This window comes from Pseudomonas sp. GD03875 (assembly GCF_029840585.1).
Taxonomy (GTDB): domain Bacteria; phylum Pseudomonadota; class Gammaproteobacteria; order Pseudomonadales; family Pseudomonadaceae; genus Aquipseudomonas; species Aquipseudomonas paralcaligenes.
Window position 1 is genome coordinate 134,253 of the sequence record NZ_JAOCCV010000009.1, and the last position, 16,991, is coordinate 151,243.

At 68.6% G+C, this 16,991-nt stretch carries 15 protein-coding genes; 13 read left to right on the forward strand and 2 right to left on the reverse strand.

Annotated elements, in window-relative coordinates; all coding sequences use genetic code 11:
* Nucleotides 1–187 precede the first annotated feature (187 nt).
* Genes N5D30_RS10760 through N5D30_RS10770 form a run of 3 tightly spaced genes read left to right on the forward strand, consistent with a single transcriptional unit; the run spans nucleotide 188 to nucleotide 3,658 of the window.
* On the forward strand, nucleotides 188–1,555 hold the full coding sequence (locus tag N5D30_RS10760; protein ID WP_220815232.1) for a chromosome partitioning protein ParA: 1,368 nt from the start codon (nucleotides 188–190) through the stop codon (nucleotides 1,553–1,555).
* Nucleotides 1,552–2,529, forward strand: a complete 978-nt coding sequence (locus tag N5D30_RS10765; protein WP_279908987.1) for a 1-aminocyclopropane-1-carboxylate deaminase — start codon at nucleotides 1,552–1,554, stop codon at nucleotides 2,527–2,529. The genes N5D30_RS10760 and N5D30_RS10765 overlap by 4 nt, the downstream gene beginning before the upstream one ends.
* Nucleotides 2,530–2,545: 16 nt before the next feature.
* Entirely contained in the window at nucleotides 2,546–3,658 is a 1,113-nt protein-coding gene (locus tag N5D30_RS10770) for a cyclic nucleotide-binding domain-containing protein (protein ID WP_279908988.1), read from the forward strand.
* Between the two features lie 63 nt (nucleotides 3,659–3,721).
* Here the strand turns inward: N5D30_RS10770 and N5D30_RS10775 are convergent, their stop codons facing one another.
* Nucleotides 3,722–4,330, reverse strand: a complete 609-nt coding sequence (locus N5D30_RS10775) for a TetR/AcrR family transcriptional regulator (protein ID WP_279908989.1) — start codon at nucleotides 4,328–4,330, stop codon at nucleotides 3,722–3,724.
* A 253-nt stretch (nucleotides 4,331–4,583) separates the two neighbouring features.
* On the opposite strand from N5D30_RS10775, the gene N5D30_RS10780 reads away from it, so the two are divergent.
* The 4 genes from N5D30_RS10780 (at nucleotide 4,584) to N5D30_RS10795 (ending at nucleotide 9,077) form a co-directional block, all read left to right on the forward strand.
* Nucleotides 4,584–6,356 carry a DUF1302 domain-containing protein gene (locus N5D30_RS10780; RefSeq protein ID WP_279908990.1) on the forward strand — a complete coding sequence of 591 codons (1,773 nt, stop codon included), beginning with the start codon at nucleotides 4,584–4,586 and terminating at the stop codon, nucleotides 6,354–6,356.
* An 11-nt stretch (nucleotides 6,357–6,367) separates the two neighbouring features.
* Nucleotides 6,368–7,729 (forward strand): DUF1329 domain-containing protein, encoded by a 1,362-nt coding sequence (locus tag N5D30_RS10785; protein ID WP_279908991.1) that lies wholly within the window; start codon nucleotides 6,368–6,370, stop codon nucleotides 7,727–7,729.
* A gap of 297 nt (nucleotides 7,730–8,026) precedes the next feature.
* Complete coding sequence (locus N5D30_RS10790) at nucleotides 8,027–8,749, forward strand: hypothetical protein (protein WP_279908992.1); 723 nt, start codon at nucleotides 8,027–8,029, stop codon at nucleotides 8,747–8,749.
* 25 nt (nucleotides 8,750–8,774) lie between these two features.
* On the forward strand, nucleotides 8,775–9,077 hold the full coding sequence (locus N5D30_RS10795) for a DMT family transporter (RefSeq protein WP_279908994.1): 303 nt from the start codon (nucleotides 8,775–8,777) through the stop codon (nucleotides 9,075–9,077).
* A 17-nt stretch (nucleotides 9,078–9,094) separates the two neighbouring features.
* On the opposite strand, the gene N5D30_RS10800 is transcribed toward N5D30_RS10795, so the two are convergent.
* Complete coding sequence (locus tag N5D30_RS10800; protein WP_279908995.1) at nucleotides 9,095–10,015, reverse strand: DUF1853 family protein; 921 nt, start codon at nucleotides 10,013–10,015, stop codon at nucleotides 9,095–9,097.
* An 86-nt stretch (nucleotides 10,016–10,101) separates the two neighbouring features.
* On the opposite strand from N5D30_RS10800, the gene N5D30_RS10805 reads away from it, so the two are divergent.
* The 6 genes from N5D30_RS10805 (at nucleotide 10,102) to pepN (ending at nucleotide 16,709) form a co-directional block, all read left to right on the forward strand.
* Nucleotides 10,102–10,989, forward strand: a complete 888-nt coding sequence (locus tag N5D30_RS10805) for an NAD(+) kinase (RefSeq protein WP_220815228.1) — start codon at nucleotides 10,102–10,104, stop codon at nucleotides 10,987–10,989.
* 4 nt (nucleotides 10,990–10,993) lie between these two features.
* The gene (locus N5D30_RS10810; protein WP_279909024.1) at nucleotides 10,994–11,965 is read left to right on the forward strand and encodes a metallophosphoesterase; all 972 of its coding nucleotides are present in this window, start codon (nucleotides 10,994–10,996) and stop codon (nucleotides 11,963–11,965) included.
* Complete coding sequence (locus N5D30_RS10815) at nucleotides 11,962–12,822, forward strand: rhomboid family intramembrane serine protease (protein WP_279908996.1); 861 nt, start codon at nucleotides 11,962–11,964, stop codon at nucleotides 12,820–12,822. The genes N5D30_RS10810 and N5D30_RS10815 overlap by 4 nt, the downstream gene beginning before the upstream one ends.
* Before the next feature lie 77 nt (nucleotides 12,823–12,899).
* Nucleotides 12,900–13,163, forward strand: coding sequence for a DUF1315 family protein (locus tag N5D30_RS10820; protein WP_220815226.1), 264 nt, complete (start codon nucleotides 12,900–12,902; stop codon nucleotides 13,161–13,163).
* Nucleotides 13,163–13,990: a DUF2797 domain-containing protein gene (locus tag N5D30_RS10825; protein WP_220815225.1), complete on the forward strand. Its 828-nt coding sequence runs from the start codon at nucleotides 13,163–13,165 to the stop codon at nucleotides 13,988–13,990. Before N5D30_RS10820 ends, N5D30_RS10825 begins: the two co-directional genes overlap by 1 nt.
* A gap of 61 nt (nucleotides 13,991–14,051) precedes the next feature.
* Nucleotides 14,052–16,709: an aminopeptidase N gene (gene pepN / locus N5D30_RS10830; protein ID WP_279908998.1), complete on the forward strand. Its 2,658-nt coding sequence runs from the start codon at nucleotides 14,052–14,054 to the stop codon at nucleotides 16,707–16,709.
* Nucleotides 16,710–16,991: the final 282 nt, after the last annotated feature.

The window sequence follows — 16,991 nt, forward strand, 5'->3', positions numbered from 1 at the left end:
CTTTCGCTTCGTCGCCGGCCCTAGAGCGGTCGGTGGCGGGCGGCTGCCAACCCAGTCACATTGCCCGCATTCCGTTTTCCCCTAGACTTGCCCGAAACAAGGGATTGCGCCTGCCTCGCAGGCTGTGCGCACGCAGGGCAGGCCCGCTGCGTGCCGACCATGATCCCGATGGCCTTGAGGAAAACCCATGAGCATGCAGAACAAAGCGCAGATGGTCGAGGCCGTCCTGTTCTTCAACGAGCGCGGGATCTGCAAGGAGATGCTGTTCCCCGAGTTCGAGGCGCTGCTCGACAACGTGGTGAGCATGGCGGAATTCGCCGATCAGCAGATGCGCCTGGCCTACGTGCTGATCAACCCGCGCCTGCTGGTGCGCGCCGTGGTGTTCTTCTACCTGGACTTCGACGAGAACGGCTCCGCCGACAAGGGCTGGAACCTGCCGCTGCGCCACCTGGCCGACAACGCCGGGCGCGGCCCGGACCTGGGGGCTGGCCCCATCCGCCTGGCCTGCCGCAGCCAGTGCCCGGTGTCCTGGCACCAGATGCACTTGTGGGACCCGAGCCTGGCGCCCGGCAAGAACGACCTGGTGCTGTTGCGCGACACGGTCAAGCGCAACGCCCTCGGCCTGCTGGTGGAGGAAGAGGCGCCGGTGGTGCTGCCCGAGCGCCTGCAGGTGGCCGCCGAGGATACCTGGCAGGCGCCCGACCCGGCCCGCGAGCAGGCCGAGAAGCAGGCCGAGCAGAAGGAGCAGGAGAACCGTCTGAAGACGGCGCAGCTGATCAAGCAGCAGCGCCTGCGCATCAGCACGCTGGGCAAGCAGCACGAAGAGGATCTGGCCCGCATCAAACTGGCGGCGGAGGAGCGCCATCGCGCCCTGCAGGCGGAGATCGGCGCCCTGCAGCAGTCGCTGCGCCAGCAGGAAGAACTGAACAACAGCCTCAAGACCCAGCTCGGCGCCCAGGCCGACAGCATGCAGCAGAGCCGGGAGGACATGTCCCGCCAGCTGCGCGACCTGGAGCGCCACGGCCGTACCGAGGCCGATATCCTGCGATCCCAGTTCGATTCCGAGTTGCAGGCCCGGGTGGCGGCGGCCGTGGCCGAGTACCGGGAGCAGGTGGCGATCCGCGACGTCGAGCTGGCCTACCGCGCCGAGCAGGACACCCAGCTGCAGCAGGAAATTGACCGCCTGCGCCGCGAGCGCGACGACCTGGCCAGCCAGGGCGGCGAGCAGATTCTCGAGCGCCTGGCCAAGCTCGGCGTGGTGTTCGTGGTCTATCACCCGGGCGCCGGCCACCTGACCATCCCGCTGCAGGACATGGCCCGCTACCAGAACAATCCCCTGGGCTACGCGGCGGCCAAGTGCTTCGTCTCCGAGGAGCAGTACCGCCAGTGGCTGGCCCACTACCAGCAGCCGACCTGCGAGAGCACGCTGCCGTCCGGCGAGCGCTGCGCCATGCCCATCGACCGGGTGGAGACGCCGAGCCGCTTCGTCTTCGGCGAGACCAACTGCTGCGCCCGGCACAAGGCGGGCGCACGCCTGCGCACCGTGAGCGGATGATCCGGCGGGCGCCCGATCCGCGGCCCGTCGTCCTTCCCTCCTGGCAGCCCTCGGCCCCCCTGCAACCGCTGTCGATCGACTGGCTGGCACGCGCCGGCGTCGAGGTGGCGGTGTTGCGTCTGGACCTGCTAGACCCGCTGATCTCGGGCAACAAGTGGTTCAAGCTGAAACCCCATATCGAGGCCGCCGCGGCCAGTGGCGCCGAGGGTCTGATGAGCCTGGGCGGCGCCCATTCCAATCACCTGCACGCCCTGGCCGCGGCCGGGCGGCGCTTCGGCTTCGCCACGCTCGGCCTGCTTCGCGGCGAGCCGCAGGACACGCCGACGGTGCGCGACCTGCAGGCCTTCGGCATGCGCCTGCACTGGCTCGGCTACGCCGGCTACCGCAAGCGCCACGATGCGGACTTCTGGACTGCCTGGCAGGCCCGCTACCCGGGGCTGCTGCCAGTGGCCGAGGGCGGCGGTGGGGTGCTGGCGGCCAGGGCCTGCGCGGCGATAGCCGAGTTGGCGAGGGCGCAGCTGGCCGGCCTAGGCTGGAGCGACTACCACGGCTGGTGGCTGGCCGCCGGTACCGGCACCACGGCGGCCGGCCTGGTGCTGGCCGAGCGAGGGGAGCGAATCGTCCACGTGGCCATGGCGGTGCCGCCCGGCCATGGCGTGGAGCAGCAATTGCCGGCGATCCTCGACGAGGCGGGGCAGGCCGATGCCGGCTACCGGCTGGTGGATGCCAGCCGTGGCGGCTTCGGCCGGGTGGATGCGGCGCTGGCGCGCTGCATTCTCGATAGCGAACGGTGCTGCGACCTGCCACTGGAGCCGCTCTACACGGGCAAGGCGCTGCTGGCATTGCGCGGCGAGGTGGAGGCCGGTTACTTTGCTCCGGGTACGCGCCTGCTGTTGCTCCATACCGGAGGGCTGCAAGGACGCCGGGCCATGGCCCAACGCCTGGAAGAACTGGCTGCGGTACGCCAAGAATAATGAAGGACAGGTGTCGATGACCGAGCCGCTGAACCCTGAACAGCTGCGCAGTTTCACTCCCCTCAACGTGCTTTCCGAACAGCAGTGGCGAGAGCTGCGCAACCAGCTGGTGCCGCAGCCGCTGCTTGCCGGCCAGCTGCTGTTCCGCCAGGGCGACCATGCCCGCACCACCTACTACCTGCTGTCCGGCGAGCTGCTGCTGCGCGACGGCGACGGCCGCGAGGAGCTGCTACAGGCCGGCAGCGAGGCCAGTTGCCACCCGCTGTCGCCGACCCTGCCGCGCCAGCACGAGGCGCGGGCGCTGAGCGATGTCAGCGTGCTGGCGCTGGACAGCGCCAACCTCGGCCGCCTGCTCACCTGGCGCCTGTCCTACCAGGACCTGCTGCTGGACCTGGGCGGCGGCGGCGAGGACGTCGAGTGGCTGGAGCGCCTGCTGGAAAACCCGCTGTTCACCAAGGTGCCCTCGGCCAACGTGCGGGCCATGCTCGATCGCCTGCACCCCATCGACCTGCCGGCCGGCAGCCGGGTGCTGATCGAGGGCGAGGGCGGCGACTGCTGCTACTTCCTCAAGAGCGGCCGGGCCGAAGTGTTCCGTGGCGGCGAGGGCAGCACCCGCCAGGTGCTGGCCGAGCTGGACGTCGGCGCCTGCTTCGGCGAGGAAGCGCTGCTGTCCGACCAGCCGCGCAACGCCACGGTGACCCTGATCGAACCCGGCGTGGTGATGCGCCTGGACCGCCAGGACTTCTTCGCCCTGCTCAAGGCGCCGGTGGTGGACGAGGTGTCGTTCGGCGAGGCCGCGCGCCTGCTGTCGTCCGGCGCCCAGTGGCTGGACGTGCGGCTGCAGTCCGAATACGAACGCAGCCACGCCCAGCAGGCGCTGAACATGCCGCTGCACCTGCTGCGCCTGAAGGTGCGCCTGCTGGACAAGGAACGCACCTACCTGTGCTACTGCGACAGCGGCAAGCGCAGCGCCAGCGCCGTGTTCCTGCTGTCCCAGCTGGGCTTCACCGCCTATGCCCTGCGCGACGGCCTGGACGCGCTGCCGGCGGTGCACCGCGCCGGCCTGCTGTGCGAGAGCGGCCCCGGCTACCTGGCCCGCTCCGGCGGGCGCACCGAGCGCAGCGGCTAGCCCCGCGCATCGCCCATTGCCGCATCGAGAACGACCGGAGGCCGGGATGGCTCCGGTCGTTTTTCATGGGCGCTGGAAGGCGAGGAGGGTGCGCCGGGCGATCTCGAGGATTTCTTCCCCGGCGAACGGCTCGCCGGTGATCACCCCGCGGAAGAACAGGGGCGACGAGGCCAGTTCGAGGAACTGCCGGGGATCGGTGCCCACGGGCAGTTCGCCCCGTTCGATGGCCCGTTCCACGAACCGGCCGCTGACGGCGAACCGCTCGGCCCAGAAGCGCACCCGGGCCTGTCGGATCGTCTCGATGTCCCGCCCCTGGGTCACCACGGCCTGGAGCAGGCCGGCGATCAGCGGCGAGCGCAGCGTCGCCTCGATATCCAGCAGCAATCGGTGCAGGTCGCCCAGCAGCGTGCCGGTGTCCGGTAGCGGCACGTCCTGCCGCATGCGCAGCAGGGCGATCTCGAGTACCAGCTCCGCCTTGGTCGGCCAGCGGCGGTAGACGGTGGTCTTGTTGACCCCGGCGCGGGCGGCCACCTCGGGCAGTTCCAGGCGCTCGTAACCCCCTTCGCCGAGGATTTCCAGGGTGGCGGCATGGACCGCCGCGACCACCTGGGCCGCCCGCCCGCCGGGGCGCGCGCGCTTGCCGGCGCCGGCTGCCTGCTCGGTCTCGCTCATCCGAATCTCCCTGCTGGTTTTCCTGCCTCTGTCGCAACGATTGTTGCATTTGCGCGCCGAGCAGAGAAAGCCGGCGATCCGTGCCCACGCCATGGGGGCGGTTTACTTGTCTTTTAAAAGCAACTAAAGTTGCTATTAAGGGTGCCAAGACAACCAGATCCATGACCGCTTCGGTTCGTCGCTTGCGATGGGCCGGGCGGAGCAGGGCAGGCAGGCGCCCGTCAGCGTACCCACCAACTCCAGTGGAACTGCCATGAAAACAACAACAACGCACCATGGGCGGCAGCGGCCCCTCGGTGCCATCGCGGCGGCCCTCGCCGTGGTCGGCGCGCCGGCCGCGCAGGCCATCACGTTCAACCTCGGCGATATCCAGGGCCAGCTCGACAGCAGCCTCTCCGTTGGCGCCAGCTGGGCGCTGCGCAGCCCGGACCGCGACCTGATCGGCGACGACAACGGCGGTCGCGGCTCGTCCACCACGGCCGACGACGGCCGCCTGAACTTCAAGAAGGGCGAGACCTTCTCGAAGATCTTCAAGGGCCTCCACGACCTGGAGCTGAAGTACGGCGACACCGGCTTCTTCCTGCGCGGCAAGTACTGGTACGACTTCGAGCTGAAGGACGAGCACCGCCTGCTCTACGACATTGACGACGGCAACCGCAAGACGGGCGCCCGCAGCGCCGGCTACGAGCTGCTGGACGCCTTCGTCTACCACAACTACCTGATCGGCGACCTGCCGGGCTCGGCCAGATTGGGCAAGCAGGTGGCGAGCTGGGGCGAGAGCGTGTTCATCGGCAACAGCATCAACGCGATCAACCCGGTGGACGTGGCGGCCTTCCGCCGGCCCGGGGCGGAGATCAAGGAAGGCCTGATCCCGGTGAACATGTTCTACCTGTCCCAGGGACTGTCGGAGAACCTGTCGGCCGAGCTGTTCTACCAGCTGGAGTGGGACCAGACCGTGGTCGACAACTGCGGCACCTTCTTCGCCTCCGTCGACTTCGTCGCCGACGGATGCACGCAGGGGCTGAGCGTCGCCGGCACGGATTTCGACCGCGACGACCCGGGCTACATCCACGTCCCGCGCCGCGGCGACAACGACGCGCGGGACGCCGGCCAGTACGGGGCGGCCCTGCGCTGGTTCTCCGAGGCGCTGAACGGCACGGAATTCGGCCTGTACGCCCTGAAGTACCACAGCCGCATGCCCTTCACCAGCATGTACGGCACCACGGCCAACCCGCTCACGGCGCCGGCCTTCGGCGCCGCCGACACGGCCTATCGGATCGAATACCCCGAGGACATCCGCCTGTACGGCCTGAGCTTCCAGACCAACGCCGGTTCGGCGAGCCTGGCCGGCGAGATCAGCTACCGGCCCAACCAGCCGTTGCAGCTCAACGCCTTCGACTTGGCCACCACCTCCTACAACCTGGGGCCGTTCCTGCCGACCCAGCTGGGCGCGGCCGGGCTGCCGGACGAATACATCCAGGGCTATCGGCGCAAGCCGGTGACCCAGGCGCAGGTGTCGCTCACCCAGACGTTCGACCAGGTGCTGAAGGCGAGCCGCCTGATCCTGATCGGCGAAGCGGGCTACAACCACATCGCCGGCATCGGCGAAGGCAGCGGCGACGAGCCCCGCTTCGGCCGCGACTCCGTGTTCGGCTCCGGCGAGTACACCCAGCCGTCGCTGCTGGGCGGCAACCTCTGCGAGACGCTGCTGAACCCCCAGGCCGAAAACTGCAACGACGACGGCTTCTACACCCGCCATTCCTGGGGCTACCGCCTGCGGGCCAGCCTCGAATACGCCAACGTTATCGCCGGCATCAACCTGACGCCGACGCTCGCCTGGTCCCACGACGTCGACGGCTACGGCCCCAACTTCAACGAGGGCGCCAAGGCCATCAGCGTCGGCCTGGGCGCGGACTACCTGAACACCTACACCGCCGCCATCACCTACACCGACTACTTCGGTGGCGATTACAACTCCCTGGTCGACCGCGACTTCCTGTCCGTCACCGTTGGCGTCAATTTCTAAGGATCGAACCGATGATCACTGCAACCAGACTCGCCTCGGGCGTGGCGCTCTGCTGCGTCCTTTCCGCCCCCGTCTTCGCGGCCGTTAGCCAGGAGCAGGCCGCCCGCCTGGGCAGCTCGCTGACGCCGGTGGGCGCCGAACGGGCCGGCAACGCCGACGGCAGCATCCCCGAGTGGCAGGGCGGCCTGCCGACGAACGCGGGCGACGTGCGCAACGGCTTCAGGAGCAACCCGTTCGCGGCCGAGAAGCCGCTCTTCGTCATCGACGCGCAGAACCATGCCCAGTACCTGGACCGGCTCAGCCCCGGCCAGGTCGCCCTGTTCAAACGCTACCCGGCGAGCTATCGGATGCCGGTGTACCCCACCCACCGTTCTGTGGGCATCCCCGACGATGTAGCGCAGAGCATCGGCAAGAACGCGCTCGCCACCCGCCTGATCGAGGGCGGCAACGGCGTCGAGCACTTCACCACGGCCGTTCCGTTCCCGATCCCGCAGAACGGGCTGGAGGTGATCTGGAACCACATCGCCCGCTACCGCGGCAAGAGCATGCAGCGCCAAACCTCCCTCGCCGCGCCTCAGGCCAACGGCGTGTTCGTCCAGGTGGACGCCGAGGAACGCTACGTGCTCGCGGACCAGGCGACCGACTACGATCCGCGCAACGCCGGCAACCTCCTGTACTACTACAACTCCCGGATCACCGCGCCGTCGCGCCTGGCGGGCAACGTCCTGCTGGTGCACGAGACCCTCAACCAGGTCAAGGAGCCGCGACTGGCCTGGCTCTACAACGCCGGCCAGCGGCGCGTGCGCCGCGCGCCGCAGGTGTCCTACGACGGCCCGGGCACCGCCGCCGACGGCATGCGCACGGCGGACGGGCTGGAGCACTTCAACGGCTCCCCCGACCGCTACGAGTGGAAGCTGGTCGGCAAGCGCGAGATGTACATCCCCTACAACAGCTATCTCGCCGGCTCGCCGGACATCAAGCTGAAGGATCTGCTGCTGCCCGGCCACCTGAACCCCGACTTCACCCGCTACGAGCTGCACCGGGTGTGGGAGGTGGTGGCGACGCTCAAGCCCGGCGAGCGCCACATCTACGCCAAGCGCCACCTCTACATCGACGAGGACACCTGGGCCATCTCTCTGGCCGACCACTACGACAACCGCGACGCGATATGGCGCGTCGGCGAATCCCACCTGCAGTACTTCTACGACGTGCAGACCAGCCACCCGACGCCGGAGGCCCTCTACGACCTGATCGCGGGGCGCTACATCGCCTCCGGGATGATCAACGAGCGGCCCATGGCCTACGACTTCGCCTTCAAGGCGTCGAAGAAGGACTTCCTGCCGGCGACGCTGCGCACCATGGGGATTCGCTGAGGCCCAGGGCCGAATCGACGGCGCCCGCGGTTTGCGCGCGGGCGCTGCTCCTGTCGACGGCGCGAGCCCGAGACCCTCGGCCGCCCCCGTGGCGGCCTTTTTTATGGCTATGTCCCCGTTAGTTGTTGCACACCTTGTGGGAGCGGATTTATCCGCGAATTTCGCGGCCAATCGGAATGCCGCCCAGCCGCTCCCACAAGAGCAGGATTGCGCCACCAACACGTAACGGGGACACAGCCTTTTTATCACCCGGCGATACGTCCGGGCGTAGATCACAACAACAACGGAGCTGGGCTCATGGCTATCGGTATCAGAACCTTCATCGGCGAGCGCGAGATTCCCCGCGGGCACGTGCTGGAGTGGGAGCGGCGGCGCGCGCTGGTGGTGCTCCGGAGGCTGGGCGAACGACCCGGCGACGGCGAGGACCTGGAGAGCCTCAGGCAACAACTGTTGGAGCGCAAGATCGCCCTCGGCGCCGACGGGGTCCGGCACATCCTCCGGCGCGAGCTGGCCGTGGCCCAGCCGCTGGCCAATGCCGTCGCCCGGATCTCGTGCGGGTTCCGTCGCTTCAGCGTGACCGAGCTGCTGGTCGACCGCGGCTCGGCGAAGGATTTCGTCGAATGGTTCCTCGAGCGTGCCGAGCGCAACGACGAGATCGCCATGCTGGCCGCGTGTCCCGACCATTACCTGATCCGGACCAACGCCGAAGGCGCCCAGGAGGTGATCGAGACCACCGGCGGCTCGCCGCTGGTGGGCCGCTTCCTGATCGACTACCGGGACCTCTCCAGCCTGCGTTCAGTGCCCGATCCCCGCTATCCCTGCCAGGCCGCCGGCGTCGCGCGGGCGGAGAACGGCCTCGCTCTCGGCGGGGTGCGCCACCAGTTCAGGAACGAGGGCTTCGGCTTCCGCGCCAGGCTGACGGTCGAGTTCCCGGCCATGATCCTGCCGGGGGTCGTATCCGCCCACCGCTGGCACCTGGCGAGCGAGTTCTCCAACTGGATCGAGGCGGCGCTCGGCTAGTCCGTGGCTGAGCATGGAGAAGCCTATGCCGAACGGTTGGTTAATCCTGCTGCCGCTGCTCGCGGGCGCGATGCTGGCGCTGCAGGCCGGCATCAACGGGCAGCTGGCGAAGAGTCTGCCGGGAGTGCTGGCGGCATCCCTGGTGTCGTTCGCGGTCGGTGGCGCCGCGTTGCTGCTGCTGGCCCTGGTCCTGGCGGGCCAGCTGGGGATGGCCCTGCTGCTCGACCACCACGGCTGGGCCGGCTTCCGCGAGTCCCCGCTGACGCTGGGCAAGGTCCTGGGCCTGGCGCTCATCGTCGGTGGGATATGGCTGATCCGCCGGGGTTGAGATCGCTAGCCGCTGTCCTAAGGCGGAGCGGGCCAGTCGTCGCTCACCAGGAACAGCCGCTCGCGCTCCCACCAGTCGCCGTCCGCTCCCTGTTCCAGGCGTACCAGCAGTTGCGCCGGCGCGTGTGCGTCGAGCTGGTCCAGCCAGGCTCCCAACTGCCCCTGGGGCCAGCACTGGGCCAGGCGCGCGGGTGCCAGCCAGGCCTGGCGCGGCAGCGGTTGCCAGTGCTGTTGTGCAGTCGTCAGCTTCGGCCAGTCGTGTCGGTGCAGCCAGCGCCCGCGCAAATGGTTGGCCGCGCAGCCGTTGGGCGCCGTGCAGGAGTGTTCGAAGGGGTAGAACAGATAGCCGCCCAGCCAGGCGGCGGCGTTTGGCGCGGCCGGCGTCAGCGTCGCCAGCGCCTGGCGCCCGGCCGGGCTTGCGGAGAGCGGTAGCTGGTGCCGGCGCAGGTGTTCCAGCTTGAGCCCCAGGCGGTCCTCGCTGGCGGGGCCCAGCCAGTGGCCCGGGTCTTCCCCCGAGTCCCGCTTCGGGCCTAGGTACAGCTTGATCGCCAGTTCCAGGTGGTGGACGCCCTCGGCGTCGCGCAGCAGCAGGTCCAGTTCGCCCAGGGTGCGACCGTGCTCGCGCACGGGCAGGTTGGCCGCCAGCAGCTCGACATCGGGTGCGGCGGCCAGGGCGAACAGCCAGAGCCGTTCGTAGTAGCGGCCCAGGCGCCTCGATCCGCTGGCCAGGTGGGCGTGCAGCGCGGTGGGGTCGGCCTCCTGGCGCAGCAGCCAGTCGGCCAGGCGCTGGTGGTCGGCGAACCAGGCGCTGGCGGCCAGCGGATGGCGCAGCGGCGGGTCGCCGCCAGCGAGCAGGGGCGGGGAGAGCAGGGCCCAGGCCAGATCGCGCACCCGGGGCTGGCGCAGCCGCGCCAGCAGGTCGTCCAGCGGCAGGTTCATCGGCCGAGCATAGCCGAGCCGGTTTGCTGCGGTCAGCGCCTTTCGCCCATAATCCGGGCGAATCTACCCCCGTTGCAGAGCGCCCCATGGAGCAATTCCGCAATATCGGCATCATCGGCCGGCTGGGCAGCGCCCAGGCGCTCGACACCATCCGCCGCCTGAAGAAGTTCCTGCTCGAGCGTCACCTGCACGTGATCCTCGAAGACACCATCGCCGAAGTGCTGCCCGGCCACGGCCTGCAGACCAGCTCGCGGAAGAACCTCGGCGAGGTCTGCGACCTGGTCATCGTGGTCGGCGGCGACGGCAGCATGCTGGGCGCGGCGCGGGCGCTGTCGCGCCACAAGATCCCGGTGCTCGGCATCAACCGCGGCAGCCTGGGCTTTCTCACCGACATCAAGCCGGACGAGCTGGAGGTGAAGGTCGCCGAGGTGCTGGAAGGGCGCTTCCTCGAAGAGAGCCGCTTCCTGCTGGAGGCCGAGGTGCGCCGCCACGGCGAGGCCATCGGCCAGGGCGACGCGCTCAACGACGTGGTGCTGCACCCGGGCAAGTCGACCAAGATGATCGAGTTCGAGCTGTTCATCGACGGCCACTTCGTCTGCAGCCAGAAGGCCGACGGCCTGATCATCGCCACGCCCACCGGCTCCACCGCCTATTCGCTGTCCGCCGGCGGGCCGATCATGCATCCGCGCCTGGACGCCATCGTGATCGTGCCCATGTACCCGCACACCCTGTCCAGCCGGCCCATCGTGGTCGACGGCAACAGCGAGCTGAAGATCGTGGTGGCCGACGACCTGCCGATCTACCCACTGGTCTCCTGCGACGGCCAGAACCACTTCACCTGCGCCCCCGGCGACACCATCACGGTGGCCAAGAAGCCGCAGAAGCTGCGCCTGATCCACCCGCTCGACCACAACTACTACGAGGCCTGCCGGACCAAGCTCGGCTGGGGTGGCCGCCAGTGGAGCCACGACTGACATGCTGCTCGACAGCGGGCGCGGCTACGATCTGATCGGCGACGTGCACGGCTGCGGACGCAGCCTGGCGCGCCTGCTCGAACAGATGGGCTACCACCGCGAGAAGGGCGTCTGGCGGCATCCGCAGCGGATGGCGCTGTTCCTCGGCGACATCATCGACCGCGGCCCGCGCATCCGCGAGGCGCTGCACCTGGTGCACGACATGGTCGAGGCCGGCCAGGCGCTGTGCATCATGGGCAACCACGAGTACAACGCCCTCGGCTGGTACACCGAGGCGCCGCCGAGCAGCGAGCGGCGCCATGTGCGCGAGCACACGCCGCGCCACGAGCGCCTGCTGCAACAGACCTTCCGCCAGTTCGAGAACCACCCGGCCGATTGGCACGACTTCCTCGACTGGTTCCAGCGCATGCCGCTGTTCATCGACGCCGGGCGCTTCCGCCTGGTCCACGCCTGCTGGGACAACCGCCTGATCGGCGCGCTCAAGGCCGACTACCCGGACGGTCGCATCGACCGCGACTTCGTGGTGGCCTCGGCGGTGCCGGGCAGCTTCGCCAGCCGGGTGTTCGAGCGCCTGCTGCGCGGCACCGACCTGCGCCTGCCCCAGGGCCTGACGCTGACCAGCGAGGAGGGCTTCACCCGGGCCTATTTCCGCACCAAGTTCTGGGAAGACGACCCGCAGACTTACGGCGACGTGGTGTTCCAGCCCGACGGCCTGCCCGACGGGGTGGCCAGCCTGCCGCTGAGCGCGACCGACAAGGGCCGCCTGCTGCAGTACGGCCTGGACGAGCCGATGCTGTTCGTCGGCCACTACTGGCGCCGCGGTCGCCCGGCGCCGCTGCGCCCCAACCTGGCCTGCCTGGACTACAGCGCGGTGATGTACGGCAAGCTGGTGGCCTACCGCCTGGATGAAGAGACGCGGATCGACCCGGACAAGTTCGTCTGGGTCGAGGTGGAACGCCCGGAGGTGCCGCAATGAAACCGGTGGAAGCGCTGCGTCGCCCGCTGCAGGAAGACCTCGGCGGTTTCGTCGCCCTGCTGCGTCGCCTCCAGGTGCCGCACCGGGTCAGCGAGGAGCGCGGCTCGCAGGTGCTCTGGGTGCCGGCCGAGCCGCTGGCCGCCCAGGTGCGCGAGCTGTACCTGCGCTACCCGCACGGCGCCGCGGAGGAGGAGCTACCGAGCCCGGCGCTGCCCCAGCGGCCCGGCTTCGTCGCACAGCTGCGGGCGAGCTGGATGACCGCGCTGGTGCTGCTGGCGACCCTGGTCGTGGCCGGCCTGACCCTGCTCGGCGACAACTTTGCCGCCCTGCGCTGGCTGACCTTCCAGGACTTCCACATCCAGGGCGAGTACCTCTACTTCGTGCCCTGGGAGGCGAGCCTGGAGGCGGGGCAGTGGTGGCGCCTGGCGACGCCCATGCTGATCCACTTCGGCATCCTCCACCTGGCAATGAACAGCCTGTGGTACTGGGAGCTGGGCCGGCGCATCGAAGCGCGCCAGGGCGGCTTCGCCCTGCTGGGGCTGACGTTGCTGTTCGGCGTGCTGTCCAACCTGGCCCAGTTCCGCTTCGGCGGGCCGGCGCTGTTCGGCGGCCTGTCCGGCGTGCTCTACGGCCTGCTCGGCTACTGCTGGATCTTCCAACTGCTGGCGCCGACGCCGGCCTACGTGCTGCCGCGTGGCGTGCTGGGCATGATGCTGATCTGGCTGGTGGTGTGCCTGAGCGGGGTGATCGATACCCTGGGCTTCGGCTCCATCGCCAACGCCGCCCACGTCGGCGGCCTGGTCGCCGGCTGCGCCGCCGGCCTGATCGGCGGTGCGCTGGCGCGCGCGCGCCGGTAAACTGCCCCCCAGATTGTGGGAGCGGCCTTGGCCGCGAAGCTGTTCCTGCATGCGTTCTGACGTTACCGGAGCCCCGTATGTCGTCCTTTGCCGAAATGATCGAGAACATCACCCCCGAGATCTACCAGAGCCTCAAGCTGGCCGTGGAGATCGGCAAGTGGCCGGATGGCCGCAAGCTCACCCAGGAGCAGAAGGAGCTGTCGCTGCAGGCCATGATCGCCTGGGAGATCCAGAACCTGCCCGAGGAAGAGCGCACCGGCTACATGGGCACCTCGGAGTGCGGCTCCAAGTCCGAGCCGATCCCCAACCTGCTGTACACCTCCGTGGACACCCTGCACTGATGGTCGAGCTGGCCCGTGGCTCCCTGAGCAAGATGAAAGCGCAGCTGGATGCGCCGGTGCAATACGCCTTCCGCCTGGGCGACGAGGAGGTGCCGGTCAACCCGCTGATCGGCAAGACCCTGCGCCTGGAATACCTCGGCGCGATCCACTGCAGCCACTGTGGGCGGCGGACCAAGACCAGCTTCAGCCAGGGCTACTGCTACCCGTGCATGCAGAAGCTGGCCCAGTGCGACATCTGCATCGTCAGCCCGGAGCGCTGCCACTTCGAGGCCGGCACCTGTCGCGAGCCGAGCTGGGGCGAGCAGTTCTGCATGACCGACCACGTGGTCTACCTGGCCAACTCGTCCGGGGTGAAGGTCGGCATCACCCGCGCCACCCAGATTCCCACCCGCTGGATCGACCAGGGCGCGACCCAGGCGCTGCCGATCCTGCGCGTCGCCACCCGCCAGCAGTCGGGCTTCGTCGAAGACCTGCTGCGCAGCCAGGTGGCGGACAAGACCAACTGGCGCGCGCTGCTCAAGAGCGATGCCGCGCCGGTCGACCTGCCGGCGATCCGCGAGCGCATCCTCGACGCCTGCGCCGAGGGCCTGCACGCCCTGCAGCAGCGCTTCGGCATCCAGGCCGTGCAGCCGCTCGGCGAGCAGCCGGTGGTGGAAATCCGCTACCCGATCGAGGCCTACCCAGCCAAGATCACCAGCTTCAACCTGGACAAGGAGCCGCTGGTGGAGGGCACCTTGCTCGGCATCAAGGGTCAGTACCTGATGTTCGACACCGGGGTCATCAACATCCGCAAGTACACCGCCTACCAGTTGGCCGTGCACCACTGAGCCACTCGAACTCATCGCCAACGGGCCGTATCGCCGGCCCGCACAACAAGGGCCACAAGCCATGCGTACCGAACAGCCGAAAATGATCTACCTCAAGGACTATCAGGCCCCCGACTACCTGATCGACGAGACCCACCTGACCTTCGAGCTGTTCGAGGACCACACCCTGGTGCACGCCCAGCTGGTGATGCGGCGCAACCCCGAGGCCGGCGCGGGCCTTCCGCCGCTGGTGCTGGACGGCCAGCAGCTGGAGCTGCTGGAACTGAAGCTGGACGACCGCGAGCTGGGTGCCGGCGACTACCAGCTGAGCGACAGCCACCTGACCCTGCAGCCGACCCAGGAACGCTTCGTGGTCGACAGCAGCGTGCGCATCCACCCGGAAAGCAACACCGCGCTGGAGGGCCTGTACAAGTCCAGCGGCATGTTCTGCACCCAGTGCGAGGCCGAGGGCTTCCGCAAGATCACCTACTACCTCGACCGCCCGGACGTGATGAGCACGTTCACCACCACGCTCAGCGCCGAGCAGCACAGCTACCCGGTGCTGCTGTCCAACGGCAACCCGATCGCCAGCGGCAGCGAGGAGGGCGGTCGCCACTGGGCAACCTGGGAAGACCCGTTCAGGAAGCCGGCCTACCTGTTCGCCCTGGTCGCCGGCGACCTCTGGTGCGTGGAAGATACCTTCACCACCATGAGCGCCCGCGAAGTCACCCTGCGCATCTATGTCGAGCCGGAGAACATCGACAAAGTGCAGCACGCCATGGACAGCCTGAAGAAGTCGATGAAGTGGGACGAGCAGGTGTACGGCCGCGAGTACGACCTGGACATCTTCATGATCGTCGCGGTCAACGACTTCAACATGGGCGCCATGGAGAACAAGGGCCTCAACATCTTCAACTCGAGCTGCGTGCTGGCCCGCGCCGAGACCGCCACCGACGCCGCCCACCAGCGTGTCGAGGCGGTGGTGGCCCACGAATACTTCCACAACTGGTCCGGCAACCGGGTGACCTGCCGCGACTGGTTCCAGCTGTCGCTCAAGGAAGGCTTCACCGTGTTCCGCGACGCCGAATTCAGCGCCGACATGAACTCGCGCACGGTCAAGCGCATCGAGGACGTGGCCTACCTGCGCACCCACCAGTTCGCCGAGGACGCCGGCCCCATGGCCCACCCGGTGCGCCCGGACGCGTACATGGAGATTTCCAACTTCTACACCCTGACCATCTACGAGAAGGGTTCCGAAGTACTGCGCATGATCCATACCCTGCTGGGCGCGGAGAAGTTCCGCAAGGGCTCGGACCTGTACTTCCAGCGCCACGACGGCCAGGCCGTGACCTGCGACGACTTCGTCAAGGCCATGGAAGACGCCAGCGGCGTCGACCTGAGCCAGTTCAAACGCTGGTACAGCCAGGCCGGCACCCCGCGCCTGGAGGTCAGCGAGAGCTACGACGCGGCGGCCAACACCTATCGCCTGCAGTTCCGCCAGAGCTGCCCGGCCACGCCGGGCCAGGCCGAGAAGTTGCCCTTCGTCATCCCGGTGGAGCTGGCGCTGCTCGACGCCCAGGGCCGCGAACTGCCGCTGCAGCTGGTCGGCGAGGAGCGCCCGGCCGGCCGCTCCCGCGTGCTGCAGGTGACCCAGGCCGAGCAGGCCTTCACCTTCGTCAATATCGCGGAGAAGCCGCTGCCGTCGCTGCTGCGCGGCTTCAGCGCGCCGGTCAAGCTGAGTTTCCCCTACGGCCGCGACCAACTGATGTTCCTCATGCAGCACGACTCCGACGGCTTCAACCGCTGGGAGGCCGGCCAGCAGCTAGCCGTGCAGGTGCTGCAGGAGCTGATCGGACAGCACCAGCGCGGCGAGGCCCTGGCGCTCGACCAGCGCCTGGTCGCCGCGCTGCGCAGCGTGCTGGAGAACGAGTCCCTGGACCAGGCCATGGTCGCCGAGATGCTGTCGCTGCCGGGGGAGGGCTACCTCACCGAGATCGCCGAGGTGGCCGACGTCGACGCCATCCACGCGGCCCGCGAGTTCGCCCGCGCGCAACTGGCCGAGGCGCTGTTCGAGCCGCTGTGGAAGCGCTACCAGGCCAACCGCGAGATTTCCCGCGCCACCGCCTACGTGGCCGAGTCCAGCCACTTCGCCCGGCGCAGCCTGCAGAATATCGCGCTGTCCTACCTGATGCTCACCGGCAGGCCGGAGGTGCTGGCCGCGACCCTGGAGCAGTACGAGGCCTGCGACAACATGACCGAGCGCCTGACCGCCCTGGCCGTGCTGGTCAACTCGCCGTTCGAGGCGGAGAAGGCCAAGGCGCTGGAAGCCTTCGCCGAGCATTTCAAGGACAACGCCCTGGTCATGGACCAGTGGTTCAGCGTGCAGGCCGCCTGCACCCTGCCGGGCGGCCTGGTGCGGGTGCAGACGCTGATGCAGCACCCGGCCTTCACGATGAAGAACCCGAACAAGGTGCGCGCGCTGATCGGTGCCTTCGCCGGGCAGAACCTGGTCAACTTCCATGCGGCCGACGGCAGCGGCTACCGCTTCCTGGCCGACCAGGTGATCAGCCTGAACGCCTCCAACCCGCAGATCGCCTCGCGCCAGCTCAGCCCGCTGACCCGCTGGCGCAAGTACGACGCGCCGCGCCAGGCGCTGATGCGCGGCGAGCTGGAGCGCATCCTGGCCTCGGGCGAGCTGTCCAGCGACGTCTACGAGGTGGTCAGCAAGAGCCTGGCCTGATCGGTGATGGCGTTACCGAGCGCTTGCTTGGTAACGCCATCTGTTACCGACTGTTTCCTTTCTACCTGATCAGCTTTTCCGCCTCGCCGCAGGCCCCGCCGCAGACGCCTTTTCCTCTGCGGAAGCCCCGGATTCTCAAGGCTAGACTGCGCCAGGCAGGGGACAAATTGAGACAACCTCGGGTGTGATCGGCCATTTTCCGGACCGCGATGGCGGAAGCGGGAAATCGGGCCTTCTTGGTATCGATCTTGAATGGCAGGTGCTCGGCCGCCGTCGCGGTCC

Excerpts from the sequence above, each read along its gene's own strand:
- N5D30_RS10760 (WP_220815232.1), top strand. The coding sequence starts at position 188 with ATGAGCATGCAGAACAAAGCGCAGATGGTCGAGGCCGTCCTGTTCTTC.
- N5D30_RS10765 (WP_279908987.1), top strand. The coding sequence starts at position 1,552 with ATGATCCGGCGGGCGCCCGATCCGCGGCCCGTCGTCCTTCCCTCCTGG.
- N5D30_RS10770 (WP_279908988.1), top strand. The coding sequence starts at position 2,546 with ATGACCGAGCCGCTGAACCCTGAACAGCTGCGCAGTTTCACTCCCCTC.
- N5D30_RS10775 (WP_279908989.1), bottom strand. The coding sequence starts at position 4,330 with ATGAGCGAGACCGAGCAGGCAGCCGGCGCCGGCAAGCGCGCGCGCCCC.
- N5D30_RS10780 (WP_279908990.1), top strand. The coding sequence starts at position 4,584 with ATGAAAACAACAACAACGCACCATGGGCGGCAGCGGCCCCTCGGTGCC.
- N5D30_RS10785 (WP_279908991.1), top strand. The coding sequence starts at position 6,368 with ATGATCACTGCAACCAGACTCGCCTCGGGCGTGGCGCTCTGCTGCGTC.
- N5D30_RS10790 (WP_279908992.1), top strand. The coding sequence starts at position 8,027 with ATGGCTATCGGTATCAGAACCTTCATCGGCGAGCGCGAGATTCCCCGC.
- N5D30_RS10795 (WP_279908994.1), top strand. The coding sequence starts at position 8,775 with ATGCCGAACGGTTGGTTAATCCTGCTGCCGCTGCTCGCGGGCGCGATG.
- N5D30_RS10800 (WP_279908995.1), bottom strand. The coding sequence starts at position 10,015 with ATGAACCTGCCGCTGGACGACCTGCTGGCGCGGCTGCGCCAGCCCCGG.
- N5D30_RS10805 (WP_220815228.1), top strand. The coding sequence starts at position 10,102 with ATGGAGCAATTCCGCAATATCGGCATCATCGGCCGGCTGGGCAGCGCC.
- N5D30_RS10815 (WP_279908996.1), top strand. The coding sequence starts at position 11,962 with ATGAAACCGGTGGAAGCGCTGCGTCGCCCGCTGCAGGAAGACCTCGGC.
- N5D30_RS10820 (WP_220815226.1), top strand. The coding sequence starts at position 12,900 with ATGTCGTCCTTTGCCGAAATGATCGAGAACATCACCCCCGAGATCTAC.
- N5D30_RS10825 (WP_220815225.1), top strand. The coding sequence starts at position 13,163 with ATGGTCGAGCTGGCCCGTGGCTCCCTGAGCAAGATGAAAGCGCAGCTG.
- pepN (WP_279908998.1), top strand. The coding sequence starts at position 14,052 with ATGCGTACCGAACAGCCGAAAATGATCTACCTCAAGGACTATCAGGCC.